The organism is Acinetobacter sp. XS-4 (genome assembly GCF_023920705.1).
Classification (GTDB): Bacteria; Pseudomonadota; Gammaproteobacteria; order Pseudomonadales; family Moraxellaceae; genus Acinetobacter.
Map to the genome: position 1 here is coordinate 3,566,474 of NZ_CP094657.1, position 16,465 is coordinate 3,582,938.

The 16,465-nt window shown below is 36.9% G+C and carries 13 protein-coding genes; 3 read left to right on the top strand and 10 right to left on the bottom strand.

The features are described from left to right. Positions 1–280: 280 nt before the first annotated feature. On the top strand, positions 281–793 hold the full coding sequence (locus MMY79_RS16525) for a hypothetical protein (protein WP_252610324.1): 513 nt from the start codon (positions 281–283) through the stop codon (positions 791–793). Positions 794–800: 7 nt separating this feature from the next. Here MMY79_RS16525 and MMY79_RS16530 read toward each other — a convergent pair whose 3' ends face one another. Continuing rightward, positions 801–1,700: a LysR family transcriptional regulator gene (locus MMY79_RS16530; RefSeq protein ID WP_252610326.1), complete on the bottom strand. Its 900-nt coding sequence runs from the start codon at positions 1,698–1,700 to the stop codon at positions 801–803. Between the two features lie 96 nt (positions 1,701–1,796). Between MMY79_RS16530 and MMY79_RS16535 the strand changes: the two genes are divergently transcribed. Further along, positions 1,797–1,919 (top strand): hypothetical protein, encoded by a 123-nt coding sequence (locus tag MMY79_RS16535; protein ID WP_252610328.1) that lies wholly within the window; start codon positions 1,797–1,799, stop codon positions 1,917–1,919. A gap of 66 nt (positions 1,920–1,985) precedes the next feature. Here MMY79_RS16535 and MMY79_RS16540 read toward each other — a convergent pair whose 3' ends face one another. The 7 genes from MMY79_RS16540 to MMY79_RS16570 all read right to left on the bottom strand — a co-directional run bounded on the left by MMY79_RS16540 (position 1,986) and on the right by MMY79_RS16570 (position 11,402). Next, entirely contained in the window at positions 1,986–2,747 is a 762-nt protein-coding gene (locus MMY79_RS16540) for a tRNA threonylcarbamoyladenosine dehydratase (RefSeq protein ID WP_252610330.1), read from the bottom strand. A gap of 327 nt (positions 2,748–3,074) precedes the next feature. Continuing rightward, on the bottom strand, positions 3,075–5,831 hold the full coding sequence (gene acnA, locus MMY79_RS16545) for an aconitate hydratase AcnA (protein WP_252610332.1): 2,757 nt from the start codon (positions 5,829–5,831) through the stop codon (positions 3,075–3,077). A gap of 124 nt (positions 5,832–5,955) precedes the next feature. After that, positions 5,956–6,768: a TatD family hydrolase gene (locus tag MMY79_RS16550; protein WP_252610334.1), complete on the bottom strand. Its 813-nt coding sequence runs from the start codon at positions 6,766–6,768 to the stop codon at positions 5,956–5,958. Further along, on the bottom strand, positions 6,768–7,709 hold the full coding sequence (locus MMY79_RS16555) for an RsiV family protein (RefSeq protein WP_252613552.1): 942 nt from the start codon (positions 7,707–7,709) through the stop codon (positions 6,768–6,770). Before MMY79_RS16555 ends, MMY79_RS16550 begins: the two co-directional genes overlap by 1 nt. 91 nt (positions 7,710–7,800) lie before the next feature. Further along, positions 7,801–8,643 (bottom strand): hypothetical protein, encoded by an 843-nt coding sequence (locus tag MMY79_RS16560; RefSeq protein ID WP_252610336.1) that lies wholly within the window; start codon positions 8,641–8,643, stop codon positions 7,801–7,803. A gap of 69 nt (positions 8,644–8,712) precedes the next feature. Beyond that, positions 8,713–10,305: a peptide chain release factor 3 gene (locus tag MMY79_RS16565; protein WP_252610338.1), complete on the bottom strand. Its 1,593-nt coding sequence runs from the start codon at positions 10,303–10,305 to the stop codon at positions 8,713–8,715. A 233-nt stretch (positions 10,306–10,538) separates the two neighbouring features. Continuing rightward, a complete protein-coding gene (locus tag MMY79_RS16570; RefSeq protein ID WP_252610340.1) occupies positions 10,539–11,402 on the bottom strand; it encodes a hypothetical protein in 864 nt (287 codons plus the stop codon). A 329-nt stretch (positions 11,403–11,731) separates the two neighbouring features. Between MMY79_RS16570 and MMY79_RS16575 the strand changes: the two genes are divergently transcribed. After that, positions 11,732–12,304 carry a TetR/AcrR family transcriptional regulator gene (locus MMY79_RS16575; protein WP_252610342.1) on the top strand — a complete coding sequence of 191 codons (573 nt, stop codon included), beginning with the start codon at positions 11,732–11,734 and terminating at the stop codon, positions 12,302–12,304. A gap of 604 nt (positions 12,305–12,908) precedes the next feature. On the opposite strand, the gene MMY79_RS16580 is transcribed toward MMY79_RS16575, so the two are convergent. Continuing rightward, positions 12,909–14,963: an EAL domain-containing protein gene (locus tag MMY79_RS16580; protein ID WP_252610344.1), complete on the bottom strand. Its 2,055-nt coding sequence runs from the start codon at positions 14,961–14,963 to the stop codon at positions 12,909–12,911. A gap of 470 nt (positions 14,964–15,433) precedes the next feature. Then, positions 15,434–16,450 (bottom strand): ketol-acid reductoisomerase, encoded by a 1,017-nt coding sequence (ilvC, locus tag MMY79_RS16585; RefSeq protein ID WP_004794656.1) that lies wholly within the window; start codon positions 16,448–16,450, stop codon positions 15,434–15,436. Positions 16,451–16,465: the final 15 nt, after the last annotated feature.

Genomic DNA, 16,465 nt, shown 5'->3' on the forward strand with positions numbered 1-16,465 from the left:
TAGATTTTGAGTATATTCGCAAATACTGAATTAAAATATTCAAATTTAAGCTCTGATTAATTATTTATAAATAATAATATCAATAACTTAATTTAAATTGTTTTTATGAGTGATTTTAATAAATATCTTTTTAGCACCAACTTGTAATTTTAGTTAAAAAGATACGTTATTACATAACACAAACAAAACTTTTAAGGTACGCCTATTAGTATCTCTGAACGCCACAGGTAGGTGGTGATTTTTTTAATATGGATATAGATAGTACGGTAGAGATTTCACGATGATTATTTATGACGGACAAGTAGCTGATAATTATATGTATCAGGATTCAAATCAGGCAGCTATTGTTGTATCCCACAGCACTCCAAGCCTTCCTTATCCTTTCACCATGAAACCCAATAGTCATCAGACAGAAACCTCCAGTACCCCCGCTATAGATGTTGATAAATTTGTAGAAAAATTAGAAAGTGTTACCTCTAGACGTAGTAAAGCGCGTTGCGCACGAAGTATCCGCCTTGCACTAGAATCTGCTGGTGCCAATGTCGAAAACCACCCAATCGCAGCTTCAGATTGGGGAGACACTTTAAAAAAGATTGGGTATAAAGAAATTAATCCTGCCTTTGATGAACCACAAGAAGGTGACATCTATATCATTCACAGAACCCGCAACCATGTTTATGGACATATTGCTGGATATACAGGAAGTGAATGGGTCTCTGACTTCAAGCAAAATAGCTATGATGTCTATAAAGACGATAGCGTTACTTACACCTACTATAGATTAGCCGCTTAATCATTTTCTAAGATTGAAATAATTGATGCATGAGTTCGGCACAATGCTGAATAATTTCATCGTTCTCTGTTCTATAGACTAAAACTACCTCTGAAAATAATAGATGATCTGCCAAAGGTAACAACTTTACATTGGCAGGCAAAATTTGCTGAAATTCTTCAGGAACAATGCTCACCCCCAAATTTGCAGCGACCAGTTGTAATTGGGAAATCTTGCGTGACTGAATCGCAGCTTTCTGAGGTGTAAATCCAGCAACCAACCATAGATTTGAAACTAAATAGCTTAAACCACCTCGTTTAGAATGTGGTGTAGAAACGAAGTATTCATCCTTTAAATCTTTGACCTGAATCTCTCGTTTATTTGCAAACTTAGCATGATCAATATGCACAGCCACCATTAAAGGTTCTTCATATAGCTTAAGAACGTTAATATCATCTAATGAGTGCCGAACAGGTGGTCTGATCAAGCCAATATCAATTTCCCCATTCAGTAAAGCCAAAATTTGATGCTCAGATGACAAGGTATTTATCTCAAAATTGATTTCTTGCGTTAAGCTAATTTCTTTTAATATCGCAACCTTTTTATCATCCATAATGATACTGCTCGAGTGAGCAATTTTAATCTGGCGATTTTTTCCTTCTGCAATATTTTTAGAAAGCCCAATAATTTCATTTAAATAGAGCATATTGTCTTTTATTTTTTTATAAAACACTTCTCCTGCGGCTGTAAGTTTTACTTTCTTGTCAGTGCGATCAAATAATTGAAACCCTATCTCTTCTTCTAGTAATTTAATTTGTCGACTTAAAGCAGACTGAGCAATAAAGAGCTTTTCTGAAGCAGCAGTAAAGCTCCCTTCTTCTACAATTTTTATGAAATATTGAAATTGCTTTAATGTGAGCATCGCCATCTCAAAATTAGATTATTAGGTCTATTTTCTATATTAGATTAGATAGGTTACCTTCGCTAGAATTTTATCAAGACCATTCATTTGATTGAATTATTCATGAATTATTTAAAAGGTTTCACCATCTTCACTGTCATTGTTCTACTTTTATGGTGTTTTAAGTTTTATGATCAGCAGCTTCCAATACAGCCCAAACACGACACTATAGAGTTATATGATTAAATTGTTTTTCTCAAAAAACAAAAGGCATGCCCTCCAACATAAGAGCATGCTTTTTTTATATTTTAATTAAACTTTCTTTAAATCAAGTTTCTTCAAAACTTCAGCTACTGCAATCATGGCAAAACTTGAAGTCACCACTACTGCTGAACCATAGCCACCACAGCGCAACCCAGCCGATGGACAAACATCTGCACTTGAAAATGGATTATCGATTGAGTAAACACAAGTAATTCCAAATTTTTCTTTCGGCTTTTTACAGATGCCCCGAGCACGAAGCTGACTACGTAGCTTCGCTAACATTGGGTCTTGTTCTGTTTTTGATAAATCAGCCACACGAATTTTAAGCGGGTCAAGCTTACCACCTGCTCCACCAGAAACAATCAAAGGAATTTTATTAAAACGGCAGTGCAGCATTAAAGCCAACTTTGCTTTTACGTCATCAATGCAGTCCAAGATAATATCGGGTACAGGGTTTAACAGCTCTTTGACATTATCAGGCGTTAAAAAGTCATCAATAATATTTACTTTAATATGTGGGTTAATTTGGCGACAACGTTCCGCCATAATCTCAACTTTTTCACAGCCTAAAGTTGATGTCATTGCAGGTAACTGACGGTTCACATTTGATGCTGCAATCACATCCATATCTACCAGTGTAATCTCGCCAATACCCGTACGAGCCAAAGCTTCAACCACCCAACTGCCTACCCCACCAATCCCAATCACCATCACATGACTTTTTTCATAGTGTTGGAACGATGAATCACCATAAACTTTGGCTACACCTGCAAAACGGCGGTCATATTCATCTTGTTGAAGATCGGTCATTGCTACTCTTTGGGGATATAAAACACGGGAGGTATTTTACTGCTTTTCAAAACCAAATTGCTACTTTGTACTAGATAGCTATCTGATTGGTGCCAAAGCCATTCACAGCCTGTCGAGCATTAACAAGATACTGTTTTTGCAAAACATAAGATATTAATCAGTATTGAACAGGTTCTGTGAATGGCAATGGTTTTGCCTACTTTTGCCGAAACAAAAGTAGGGTTATGAGCTACTACCATTAGAATTTTTTACGATAAGACTCTGCCGTAATAATTCTTCCAATACCAACCAATACAAATATTGATTGGTATTAATCTCAAAATAACATTAACCAGCAATCAAATTCCGCAGTACATAATGCAAAATACCACCCGCTTTAAAGTACTCAACCTCATTTAACGTATCAATTCGACATAACACATTAAAGTGGCTGGCGACTCCATTTGGCCCTTTCACATCAACCTCAAGAATTTGATGAGGTTGAACACCATCCGACAAACCTCGAATTGATATCACTTCATGGCCTATTAAGTTGAGAGATTGTCGAGTTTGCCCATCAACAAACTGTAGTGGCAACACGCCCATACCCACCAAGTTTGAACGGTGAATACGCTCAAAACTTTCGGCAATGACTGCCTTCACGCCTAATAAATTTGTTCCTTTGGCAGCCCAGTCACGTGAAGAACCTGTTCCATACTCTTTACCAGCAATAATCACAAGTGGTGTATGTTCTTGTTGATAACGCATTGCGGCATCGTAAATAGCGAGCTTTTCACCACTTGGTACATGAATGGTATTACCACCCTCTTCACCACCAAGCATCTCGTTTTTAATACGAATATTGGCAAAGGTCCCGCGCATCATGACTTCATGATTACCTCGTCGAGAACCATAAGAGTTAAAGTCTTTTGGCTCAACACCTTGCTCTTGTAAATATCGACCGGCCGGACTGTCTTTTTTGATATTACCTGCCGGTGAAATATGGTCAGTCGTTACCGAGTCACCAAGCACTGCCAAGATATTTGCCTGTTCAATATTTTTAATTGGTTTTGGTGGCTCACCAATCCCTTCAAAAAACGGCGGATGACGGATATAAGTTGAATCATCAGCCCATTCGTAAGTTTTACTTTTTGGAATCTGAATCGATTGCCAGCTTTCATCACCATCAAACACTGCAGCATATTCTTTATGGAACATGTCCGTATTTACTTTCTGTAAGACAGCATCAATTTCCGCCTGACTTGGCCAAATATCTTTTAAATAAACAGGTTGCCCATCTTTACCTTGCCCAATAGGTTGCGTAGTCAAATCGGTACGAATATTACCAACTAAACCATAAGCAACTACCAAAGGTGGCGAAGCAAGCCAATTTGTTTTAACTAATGGATGTACGCGCCCTTCAAAGTTACGGTTACCAGAAAGTACTGATGCAACATTTAAATCATGACATTGAATTGCTTCTTCAACTGGCTCAGGTAGTGGACCTGAGTTACCAATACAAGTTGTACAACCATATCCTACCAAGTTATAGCCCAACTCATCTAAATATGGCGTAAGCCCAGCAGCCAGCAAATAGTCAGTCACCACTTTAGAACCCGGTGCAAGAGAGCTTTTCACCCACGGTTTACGTTGCAAACCTTTTTCAATGGCTTTTTTAGCAAGCAGACCTGCTGCCAGCATTACACTTGGGTTAGAAGTATTGGTACAAGATGTGATGGCTGAAATAACAACATCACCATGATTTAATGGATAAGTTTGTCCTTCAATCACACAAGAAGGACTTTCATGTTGAATATTTGCTTTTTTTGCCTCGACAGCAGTACCGCCACCGCCTTCATTTTCTAAACGCTCTTTAGCTTCTTTGGCTGGTTTTAATGTTAACTCCATGAGCGCATTAAAGGTTTTAGGTACTTCTGATAAAAGCACTCGGTCTTGTGGACGTTTTGGTCCTGCTAGACTTGCCTGAACCGTACTCATATCAAGACTTAAAGTATCTGTAAAAACAGGTTCATCACCTGCATTTCGCCATAAGCCTTGTGCCTTGCTATATGCTTCGACTAGTTCAATACGATCACTTTGACGACCAGTTAATCTCAAATATCCTAGTGTCACTTCATCAATCGGGAAGAAACCACAAGTCGCCCCATATTCTGGTGCCATATTGGCAATGGTTGCACGGTCAGCAAGTGGTAAATCTGCTAAACCATCACCATAGAACTCTACAAATTTACCCACTACACCTTTTTGACGGAGCATTTGAGTAATGGTCAACACCAAGTCAGTTGCAGTAATCCCTTCTGGCAATTTTCCTGTTAACTTAAAACCAATAACCTCAGGAATCAGCATCGAAATCGGTTGGCCCAGCATAGCCGCTTCGGCCTCAATACCCCCTACCCCCCAACCTAAAACACCTAAACCATTAATCATGGTGGTATGTGAGTCTGTACCGACTAAAGTATCGGGAAAAGCAAAAGTCTGACCGTTATCTTCACCTAGCCACACCGCTTGAGCCAAATACTCTAAATTGACCTGATGGCAAATACCTGTGCCCGGTGGCACTACACTAAAGTTATTAAATGCAGATTGCCCCCAACGTAAAAATTGATATCGCTCACCGTTACGTTGCATCTCAATTTGTACGTTTTCTTCAAATGCCTGATCGTCGGCAAAATAGTCGACCATCACCGAGTGATCAATCACCAAATCTACAGGCGATAACGGGTTAATTTTTTCAGGGTCGCCGCCTGCTTGCGCCATCGCTGCTCGCATTGCAGCTAAGTCAACTACCGCTGGCACCCCCGTAAAATCTTGCATTAAAACTCGGGCAGGACGATATTGGATTTCCTGATCTGAGCTACGGGTTTTTAGCCATTCTGCTAAAGCATGGATGTGTTCAGTTTTAACGCTGTGCTGATCTTCAAACCGTAATAAGTTTTCCAATAATACCTTTAAAGATTTCGGCAGTTTGGCAATATCCCCTAGCGTTTTCTCTGCTTGGGCTAAGCTAAAAATCTGATAATTGCTGGAACCTACTGTTAGCGTCTGTAAAGCATTAAAACTATTGATATTGCTATACTTAGCCATTGGGTTATCCTCCCATGTCTGGCAATGTTATTTTTCACGTTTTTACATGTTGTTTTCTTACTTTAAGCTTCTTTTTTAATCGCTGTGTTTTGTTTTAGTTAATATTTTTAATCTTTGATTTTTATTACGATAATTTCAATGCAGTGAGAGAGTTTTTCCACAGTACCTTAGCCAAATCTGACTCTGGCATATTTAAATTTTCGGCCAAACTTTGTAAAACGTAAGGCAAATTAACGGGGGTATTACGAGTACGCTGCTCAGTTGAGGTTTGACAGCAAAGTGGTGTCATATCTGGACAATCTGTTTCAATTACCAAGTGCTCGGCACCTATGGCATGTACAACAGTATGAAGTTTTTTTGCATTTGGGTTGGTGATCTGCCCCGTCACACCAATTTTAAAACCAAGCTGAATAAGACCCTTTGCTTCTTCTACACCGCCACTAAACGCATGAGCAATACCACCCAATTTAAATTTTTGAGCTTTTAATATAGCAAGCACATCACCATGCGCTTTTCGAATGTGGAGTAATACTGGTTTTTGGTATTGAGTTGCCAGCTCTAACTGATCTGCAAAATATTGTTTTTGCTTAGCATATATATCGGGCTGCTTATGTTCTTTTAAGAAAGTATCTAGGCCAATTTCACCTACCGCCACACAGTCCTGTTGCTGCAAGATGAGTTCAAGATAAGAAAGATGTTCTGGCTGATGCTGCTCAATATAAAACGGATGTAAACCTGATGCTAAATATGAAGTGGGCACATTTTCCCAGCTCTTTAACTGATGATGAGTCTGTACCAACTCGTCAAAGCGTGACTGCACAAAACCAATTAAAACTAATGCATCAACCCCAGCTTTTTTGGCATTAAGCGCTAACTGCTGCCGATCTTCATCAAAATCGGCAACATCGAAATGGGTATGGGTATCAAACAAATGCATTAGCCAGCACTTTTTACAACTGGTGCTGAAGCTGGTTTAGCTTTAGGCTGTGGCAAATACTCTTGTTTTAAAACTTCCTGTAATTGGTCATATGGAATGACTAATCGAGGGAGTCCAACCACATACGGTCCAATTTCATATTCACCATATTGAAGAATTAAACCTTGCTCACCCAATAAAAAGTTATCAGATAGTTTAAACGGCCAAGCTTGCTCATATTCACCTACACTATCAGCCAGTTTAGAGTCCGCAACCCAAGTCTTAAAGGCTTCATGGGCTAACTTTTCTAATGCAGCTTTTTGCTGTGGGCGTAACAAATCTTCAAGCTTGATCTGCTTTTGTTCTTTTAAATCAAAATTATAATAATGCTGTGCAGCAGAACCGTGTGCACCACCTAAATAGCTACTACTATTCAGTACCACGGTTACAACTTTACCTTGAGCCTGCAAAATCTTAGGTTTCACCAAAAGATTAATCTGATGATTACTACTTAAAGCTTTTAACTCATTGTCCAAACCAATAAATGAATTAGCATAACGTTGAACCTGTGCATCAAAACTATTTTTTTGCTCTGCACTCGCAACTGCTGAAGCTTCTGTTTTTTGATCTGCTTGCTTCACTTTAGCGTCTGGTTCAGCAATCTCTAAAATTTGACCTAGAGTTTTTAAAATTTGCTGATCTAGAATTTTGTCAATAAATGGAAAATTACTCTGCAAACGTTCAACTGTGAATTCAGGACAAGTTTTACCATCACAATCAGGTAAAGCGACCTTACTAGGAACTGTTTCACCCTTCAAAGTCAGCTCTACTGGCTTTTGTTCCTCAACTGCTGGTTTCTGCTGTTCTTGAGAATCCTTAGGATCAGCTTTAGGTTGGCATGCCACCAAAAATATAGCAGAAGCAAGCAAAGTTAATCGCAGTGAAGCTTTAGAAGATAACATCATATTTTGCCTTTTATTCTAAGGAGATTACACAGTGCCTTTTCTAAGAAATTAGCGCATATAAATAGAGGTTGCAAATTCTGCTACCATCTTAAAACATTTGTTCATAAACCTCGGGTTGTAATATTTTTTTGGTTTGTTCTTTAGATAAATAAATATCGAGCTGTGGAGCTTCTTTAGTAATCTGGTTTGCCTGATAATGTAAGCCAACACCTTCACCATCAAAGAACCAATCTGCTTGTCCCCAATATAAAGTTTTTGGTGCTTCTTTCTTTATGTCAGCAGTCTGCTTTTTTAACCAATCTTGATAGGCCACCTGCACCATTTGATGCACAGTAGTTTGCTGATCTTTTTGTAAAACATCTAATAAAGCTAAGCTTTTATGCAGTTTTCTGTCAGCCACGAAAAAGTAATAACGATCTTTAATCGTGAGCTCTTCTTGCTTAGTATCAAGCCCCAATTGCAATAAAACATATTGGTTACGCTGTGATGCAATACGCGTATGAAGCTGCAATTCGTAAGCCTGATTCTTTGAATATTTATCTTGCCATTCATCAGACTTTTTTACATAGGCATTAATAGCTTGTTGCAAGCTTAAGTCTTTTTTCAAATCAATTTGGTCTTGGATCACTTTAGCCTGACTTTTGGCGATCCATTCATTTAGCCATGCATCTTGGGTCTTTATCGTTTGAATATCGACATCAATACAATTTTTCTTCTCACAAAATGGCAAAGCATAATCAGCTTTTACTTGTTGTAAGTTAAGGAATGGCAGTACTTCAGCCTTTTCTATATGTTGAGTTTGGGTAGATGCTAATTTTGTTTGAGAAGATGATGAAGGCTGAGTTCTTTTCCAGACAAAAAGACAAATCGCCAAAATTAATATGATTACTGCAACTAAAAGCGCAATAACTGTCTTTTTATTCAAATTCATTTCATCATCCTTTCTTATTTTTCAAAACAAAACAGCTTCTATTCGAAGCTGTTTGTCACATTAAAATGATCAGTGTTCACGTGTGTTACGGAACTGAATATCAGGCCAACGCTCTTGCATAATCTGCAAGTTCACTCGGCTTGGCGCAAGATAGGTTAAGTGTCCGCCGCCATCGATAGAAAGTTGATCGTGTGCTTTCTTCTTAAACTCATTCAGAGTTTTTTCATCATCACAGTGAATCCAGCGAACTGTGTTAACGCTTACAGGCTCATAAACACAGTCAACCTTATATTCTTCTTTCAAACGATAAGCAACCACGTCAAACTGAAGCACACCTACCGCACCTACAATCAGGTCATTGCTAATTTGTGGCATAAATACCTGAGTCGCCCCTTCTTCTGACAACTCTTTCAAACCTTTTTGCAATTGTTTTGACTTCAATGGATCTCTTAAACGCACACGACGGAACATCTCTGGCGCAAAGTGAGGAATACCTGTGAAATGTAAATTTTCACCACTAGTAAAAGTATCACCAATTTGAATTGTGCCATGGTTATGTAAACCAATAATATCGCCTGGCCATGCTTCTTCTAAATGTTCACGCTCACCAGCAAGGAATGTCAAAGCATCGCTAATGCGGACATCTTTACCAAGACGCACGTGGTTCATCTTTAAACCTTTTTCATATTTACCAGAGCAAATACGCATGAAGGCAATACGGTCACGGTGTTTCGGGTCCATGTTGGCTTGAATTTTAAATACAAAACCAGAGAAACCTTCTTCTTTCGCTTCAACTACACGCTCTTGTGTAGGGTGTGCTTTAGGTTCAGGTGCCCACCCCATGAAAGCATCTAATACGTGGTCAACACCGAAATTACCTAATGCCGTACCAAATAGAACTGGCGTTTGTTTACCTTGTAAGAATAAGTCACGGTCTAATGGCTCATTTGCCATTTGCACAAGCTCAAGCGACTCTTCAAAAGATGCCCAAGCCAAATCACCTACTTTTTCACGAATATCAGCATGATCATATCCATCACGCACTTCAATATCTGTAATAGTTGAACCAAAGCCTGCTTTGTAGATATACAATTTATTTTCAATAATGTTGTATACACCAGCAAAATCACGTCCCATTCCTAATGGCCATGTAATCGGCACACAGCGAATATTAAGAACATTTTCAATTTCATCAAGCAACTCAAGTGGCTCACGAATTTCACGGTCCATCTTGTTTACAAATGAAATGATAGGAGTGTCGCGCATACGACAAACTTCCATCAATTTGATGGTACGTTCTTCGACACCTTTTGCACCATCAATTACCATTAACGCAGAGTCAACTGCGGTTAGGGTACGATAAGTATCTTCCGAGAAATCTTCATGTCCCGGTGTATCGAGTAAGTTAATGGTATGACCTTTATAAGGAAACTGCATAACAGATGTGGTAATCGAAATACCACGCTCTTTTTCCATTTCCATCCAGTCAGATGTAGCTGCGCGATCAGATTTACGGCTTTTTACCATCCCTGCAACCTGAATTGCTTTACCCCATAACAGTAATTTTTCTGTCATGGTGGTTTTACCGGCATCGGGGTGGGAAATGATGGCAAATGTGCGGCGTTGAGCAACCTGTGCCGCTAACTCATCTTTAAAACTCATGAAATACACCTACTGCTGAGATTGCAGTGCCAAAGACCTAAAGTCGATCAAAATAAAAATTGGCGTAATTGTAGCAGATTTATAGAAGTGTTTAATGATTGTTGATAAGCCATGAGCTACTCATAAGCTTTTTAGATATTTTTTGAAAATATAGCTTAGCATCTTAGAAATTTTATAACTAAAAAAAGCCCATCTAATCGTAGATGGGCTTTCTTCAGGCTTAGCAGAATATTTTATGCCAGTTTCTTTTCTTCAATAAACTGAACATCGGCAATTTGTGCATCCCAGAACTCATTCCATAATGCACAATATTCAATACATAGCTTAGTTAAGCCTTCATAATCATCTTTGGTAATTGCTTGAGCTAACGTGAACCAAAGATCATCTTGATGGTCATCATCAGCAGCTTCTGACGTTTCATCAGTAGATACACCATGCACATGGTAATACCCACCACCTTCAACATCGATATTCACAAATTTGGTCGCTTGACGCAATGGAGGACTAAAAAGAATAACCTCTTCCTCTGCAACAGCTAGTAATGCGACTACATTGATATAACTATCATAAGAAGATTCTAAAAATGATCTAACCTGATCTGAAATTTTTGATGGCTTAAAGTTATGACGATCAAGCTCTGTTAAACCATAATCATTAAGTAAATCTTCATATAATGGATAATGAGCATATTCAGGATTGCCCAAATAATAATTATCTTTACCTAAACCAGGACGAAAACCAAACTCATCAAGTATATTTAAACTTAATAATACTCTTGGAAACATTTTAGCTCCAGAATGGAGTTTAGGTTCCAGTTGTTTTGTAAGAAACTGAGCCTTTAATAAAGCATCTGTAAAAATTTGTACAATTGCATGACGATATTCTAAATGAATATGAGTCAAACTCTGCTTATCGAGATATCCATTATTTAATACTTCAATTGCAGGATGTCTAGAAACTGGTAATTTTGCAATTTTATTTCTTAACTCTTTAAGAAATTGTAAATTCTCTTCCCACTGTTTTGCAGGAATGCTATTTCTCATCCCTTGCAATGCTTTTTGTCTTGGATTATTAAAGTCTTCAAATTTTTTTGACATAATCATTCTCAGTAAAAAGTTTTTCTTATAGTTAAGTTATAGGGCCTTATTTTTATTTCAATTTTGCATTCAATTGCTAAAATAAATTCCACAAACCAAAACTTAACAATTTTATATTATGTTTATTAACTCAACAAATCAACGAATTAATTAATAATATTTAAAAAAAGTAAATTACTGCCAATTAGAAGTAATTTTTATTATTTTCAATAACAAATCAAGCTATTGAATAAATATAATTTTTTAAATATCATTAAATAAGATTTATTTAAGCTTTCATACTTTACAATAGCAAAGTTAATCAAAAATATTTTATGACGGGAAAACCGATGTCAAAAAGAGAAACAATTATAACAACAGCCACCGCCCTCTTTAACCAAAAAAGCTATACCTCTATTGGGGTTGATCGTATTATTGCTGAAGCAAATGTGGCAAAAATGACTTTTTATAAATATTTTTCCTCTAAAGAAGTCTTAATTGAAGAATGTCTTCATCGGAGAAATTTAGAAGTCCAAACTTCTTTATTTAATAAAGTTAATGATATTGATGATCCATTAATTAAACTTAAAAGTATTTTCAACTGGTATGTTGACTGGATCAATACAGATGATTTTAATGGCTGTTTATTTAAGAAAGCAACGATTGAAGTCATGCAACTTTATCCATCTATCAAATATCAAATTAATAAATATCGAGATTGGATTTACAAATTAGTTTTTTCAACCTTTTCAGAACTAGAAGTTGAGAATAAACAAATTCTTACAGGTCTCTTCCTTAATATTGTCGATGGCATTATTATTGATGGCACGATAAATAAATCAAAAATCAATTCAGAAAAAACATGGTCTTATATAAACAAAATCATTAACTTTGAGAAAGTCCAAGAGTGTGCAACTATTTAATATACAAATTAATTAACTCTTTATACTTTAATAAAAATAAACAATAATGCTGATTATGGTGGAGTATAAATTCCAACTCCACCAAGTTAAACTTGATCCACCCATTTTTATAAGCCTATAAATTTAAAGGTCTTATTTTTTAATAACAAATATTTCACTTCAACCTTAATTAACAACCTCTAAATTAAGTCCAATTATTCTATAAACTTAATAAAATCAATAAGAAAATTTTATAATCTATTTTTTAGCTTAAACTATTTACTCATTAAAACCACTTTACAATCAGGATATATTTTTCTTCGAATATCCCAATAACTTCTTATATCTAAACTATTTTATTCTCTATATAGCTCACTATAACTTACTGGGCTTTTGGTTAAAGCTTTTCAATTTCAAAAAGTATAAGCATGTAACTCCACCAAAATGGGCGTGTAAGACGACAACTCTCTTAAGCTGAATACTTAAACTTAACCTTTCATTTGAAACTAAACATGCACGTATCTTATTTGAGAGTATTTTTTAAGGTTAGAGTTATGTTGATCAATCTCTATTTAGCACGAAAGTTTGAAAATTAACAAAATGAATTAGATGAGATTATAAAAGGTTAAACGAAATGAGCACCTTGAGACTCAATGAGTTGATCCACCTGAACAGGCATTCCCAATAAATAACCCTGAAATTGCTGACAGCCTAGACGAGTCAAAATCTCAACCTGCTGTTGAGTTTCCACCCCTTCTGCCGTTACGGTTAAACCTAGCTTTTTAGCTAAATGAATAATACTTTCTAGAATAACTTCTTCTTTCGAACCGGGTTTCAAATCAACAATAAAGCCACGATCAATTTTCAACTCATCTACAGGCAAATCTTTTAAATATAAAAAACTCGAATGTCCAGTTCCAAAATCATCAATGGCAACACGAATTCCCATGTCACGTAACCGCTCACAGGCTCGGATACTCAAGTCGATATGACGCATTGCCGTAGATTCAGTAATTTCAACAATTAAGTGATGAGGTTGAATTTGATATTTTTTTAACAATGCTTCGAGTGTACTAAATAACTTTTTATTTTCAAATTGTAGTGCCGACAGGTTCACTGCAACTGGATAAAATGGCGTATTACTGCGTTCCCATTCCTGAATTTGCAGGCAAGCTTGCTCAAGCGCCCAATATCCCATTGGAATGATTAACCCCGTTTTTTCCGCACCTTCAATGAACATATGCGGAGTAAGTATTCCTAAGGCCGGGTGATTCCAACGGATTAAGGCTTCAACTCCACAGACTTCAAGATTCGTATTAAATTTTGGTTGGTAATATAAGATGAACTGTTTTTCTTCTACGGCTTTATAAAGATCATTGATCAGTTTTGACTGACTTCTAGTTTCTTGTTGATGGGTTGAGTAACTAAAGATTGTATAAGTATTTCGACCTTGTTCTTTAGACATGAGCATGGCGGCATCAGCATTCATGAGTAAGTCCTGAACATTCTGTCCATGCTCAGGAAAGAGTGCTACGCCCAGACTTGCAGAAATATTAATTTCCTTGCCAGAAATTTGATAGCTTTCCTGAATCAGTTGTAAAACTTTCTCAGCCAAAACCACCGCTTCATCTGCATTTGTATTTTCTGCAATAAGCAGAAATTCATCGCCACCGATTCTAAGCAATTTACATTTTTCATTGAGTTGCCAATGTAAACGGTTTGCCATTTGAATAAGTAATTGATCACCCACATGATGCCCAAATGCATCATTCACCGATTTAAAACGGTCTAAATCAATATATAAAAATGCAATTTTCTGATCTTTATATCGATGATCTGAGAGTAATACTTCAGCATAATCAACTAAATAAAGACGGTTTGGTAGTTTAGTTAAGTTATCTTGTATAGAGAGATTAGCTAATTCTTTATTTGCCTTACGTAACTCTAAATTTTGTTGTGTGAGCCGCTGCTCTAACATCGCGACAATAAAACTTGCTACGAGTACCAGACACGTGACTAAAATAATCGTAAATAATAATAAGTCATGCTCTGCCTGATATTGACTAATAAATTTATCAGTAATATTCGTCGCAATGAGCGCCGTATAGTGCATACCCATAATACTTAAGGTCATCATAACCGAAAATGCGATTTTTAAAGTTAGACGATGACGTTCGGTGTCTTTTAATTTATAAGCTAATAAAAATGCCAGCCCTGAACCACTCATCGCAATTAATATAGAAAATAATAATAAGAAAGAGGTGTAGTCTTTTTTAAAGATATTAATATTCCAGCCCAACATACTAATGTAATATGAAGCTGAAATTCCGATTCCCATAATAATAGAGCTCAAAATGAGCCGGAATAAAGGAAGGGTAAAGCGTGAGGTCAGCCACATGGCGATGCCCGATAGCAAAGCACTAATAGCAAATGAAACAGTAATCAAAGGAATATTAGAGTCGACTGTTTCAAACAGATGATACGCTTGTATACCGATAATATGAACAATACTAATTGCAGACGCGAGCAATAAACCATTGATAAATAAAATGAATGGCTCAAATTTTTTATAGGCTTTTTTGAATATTAATTGCTCCATGGAAATCACGAGATAACAAATGAAGCCAGCTGCAATAAAAGAGCCGACGATCAATGTGCTATCGTAATCAACATGACCCATAGTGGACTTCCATGATTATTCAATACTTTTTTTTATTTTGTTCAACTCATTGCCCAAAATACAATTAAAAATTAAACACGTTAAAAAAATTTTAGTAAATTTGACGTTTTTAGTCAGTTATCAACAATAACACTATCTATCTTTTGGTCAAGTATTTTTTACTTTATAAATCAATAGAGTAACCAAAAATTAAGCAGCCAATTATATGAAAAATATAGAATTTTCTTAATCTAGTCAAGTTCACCCAGTGGCTCTTTTCATATTCAAATAAAAACAGTATAAAAAAAGAACCCTGCTCAGTAGCAGGGTTCTTTAGAAGCTTTAGAAAAAGAAAATTAGTTCTTTTCTTTGTCTACGATTTTGTTTGCTTGAATCCAAGGTATGAGCGAGGACTAGTAGAGCATTGCTCTGCCCGAGCGCAAGAGCGAAGTTTTACTTCGCTAACGCGCGTTTCAAGCTAAAGAAAAAACTTAGTTTTTCTCTTTATCTACGATTTTGTTCGCTTGAATCCAAGGCATCATCGCGCGTAACTTATTACCAGTTACTTCAATACCATGTGCAGCATTTTGACGACGACGAGCAGTCATAGATGGGTAGTTTAAAGCACCCTCTTGAATGAACATCTTCGCGTATTCGCCAGATTGAATACGTTTCAACGCATTACGCATTGCTTCACGAGACTGTTCGTTAATTACTTCTGTACCAGTTACATATTCACCGTACTCAGCATTGTTAGATACTGAATAGTTCATGTCAGCGATACCGCCTTCAAACATCAAGTCAACGATCAATTTAAGTTCGTGTAAACATTCGAAGTAAGCCATTTCTGGAGCATAACCAGCTTCAACTAAAGTTTCGAAGCCCATTTTCACGAGTTCAACTGCACCACCACAAAGAACTGCTTGCTCACCGAATAAGTCAGTTTCAGTTTCTTCACGGAATGAAGTTTCGATAATACCAGTACGGCCGCCACCTACGCCAGAAGCATAAGAAAGAGCAACGTTACGTGCATTACCAGAAGCATCTTGGTGAATTGCGATTAGATCAGGAACACCTGAACCACGTTGGTATTCAGAACGAACTGTGTGACCTGGTGCTTTAGGAGCAACCATGATTACATCTAAGTCCTTACGTGGAACAACTTGGTTATAAAGAATTGAGAAACCATGAGCAAATGCAAGAGTTGCACCTTCTTTGATGTTTGGCTCAATCACGTCACGGTAAAGTTGTGATTGGAATTCATCTGGAGTCAAAATCATTACGAGGTCAGCTTGCTTAACAGCAGCAGGCACTTCTGCAACTTTAAGACCAGCATTTTCAGCTTTCTTCCAAGAAGCTGAACCAGCACGTAAACCTACAGTTACGTCTACGCCTGAGTCTTTAAGGTTAAGTGCATGAGCATGACCTTGAGAACCGTAACCAACAATCGCTACTTTCTTGCCTTGGATGATTGATAAGTCACAGTCTTTATCGTAAAAAATTTGCATTTGTGTTCTCCGCTA

Coding starts and splice junctions, on each gene's coding strand:
- MMY79_RS16525 (WP_252610324.1), top strand. CDS start 281: ATGATTATTTATGACGGACAAGTAGCTGATAATTATATGTATCAGGAT.
- MMY79_RS16530 (WP_252610326.1), bottom strand. CDS start 1,700: ATGGCGATGCTCACATTAAAGCAATTTCAATATTTCATAAAAATTGTA.
- MMY79_RS16535 (WP_252610328.1), top strand. CDS start 1,797: ATGAATTATTTAAAAGGTTTCACCATCTTCACTGTCATTGTTCTACTT.
- MMY79_RS16540 (WP_252610330.1), bottom strand. CDS start 2,747: ATGACCGATCTTCAACAAGATGAATATGACCGCCGTTTTGCAGGTGTA.
- acnA (WP_252610332.1), bottom strand. CDS start 5,831: ATGGCTAAGTATAGCAATATCAATAGTTTTAATGCTTTACAGACGCTA.
- MMY79_RS16550 (WP_252610334.1), bottom strand. CDS start 6,768: ATGCATTTGTTTGATACCCATACCCATTTCGATGTTGCCGATTTTGAT.
- MMY79_RS16555 (WP_252613552.1), bottom strand. CDS start 7,709: ATGTTATCTTCTAAAGCTTCACTGCGATTAACTTTGCTTGCTTCTGCT.
- MMY79_RS16560 (WP_252610336.1), bottom strand. CDS start 8,643: ATGAATTTGAATAAAAAGACAGTTATTGCGCTTTTAGTTGCAGTAATC.
- MMY79_RS16565 (WP_252610338.1), bottom strand. CDS start 10,305: ATGAGTTTTAAAGATGAGTTAGCGGCACAGGTTGCTCAACGCCGCACA.
- MMY79_RS16570 (WP_252610340.1), bottom strand. CDS start 11,402: ATGTCAAAAAAATTTGAAGACTTTAATAATCCAAGACAAAAAGCATTG.
- MMY79_RS16575 (WP_252610342.1), top strand. CDS start 11,732: ATGTCAAAAAGAGAAACAATTATAACAACAGCCACCGCCCTCTTTAAC.
- MMY79_RS16580 (WP_252610344.1), bottom strand. CDS start 14,963: ATGGGTCATGTTGATTACGATAGCACATTGATCGTCGGCTCTTTTATT.
- ilvC (WP_004794656.1), bottom strand. CDS start 16,450: ATGCAAATTTTTTACGATAAAGACTGTGACTTATCAATCATCCAAGGC.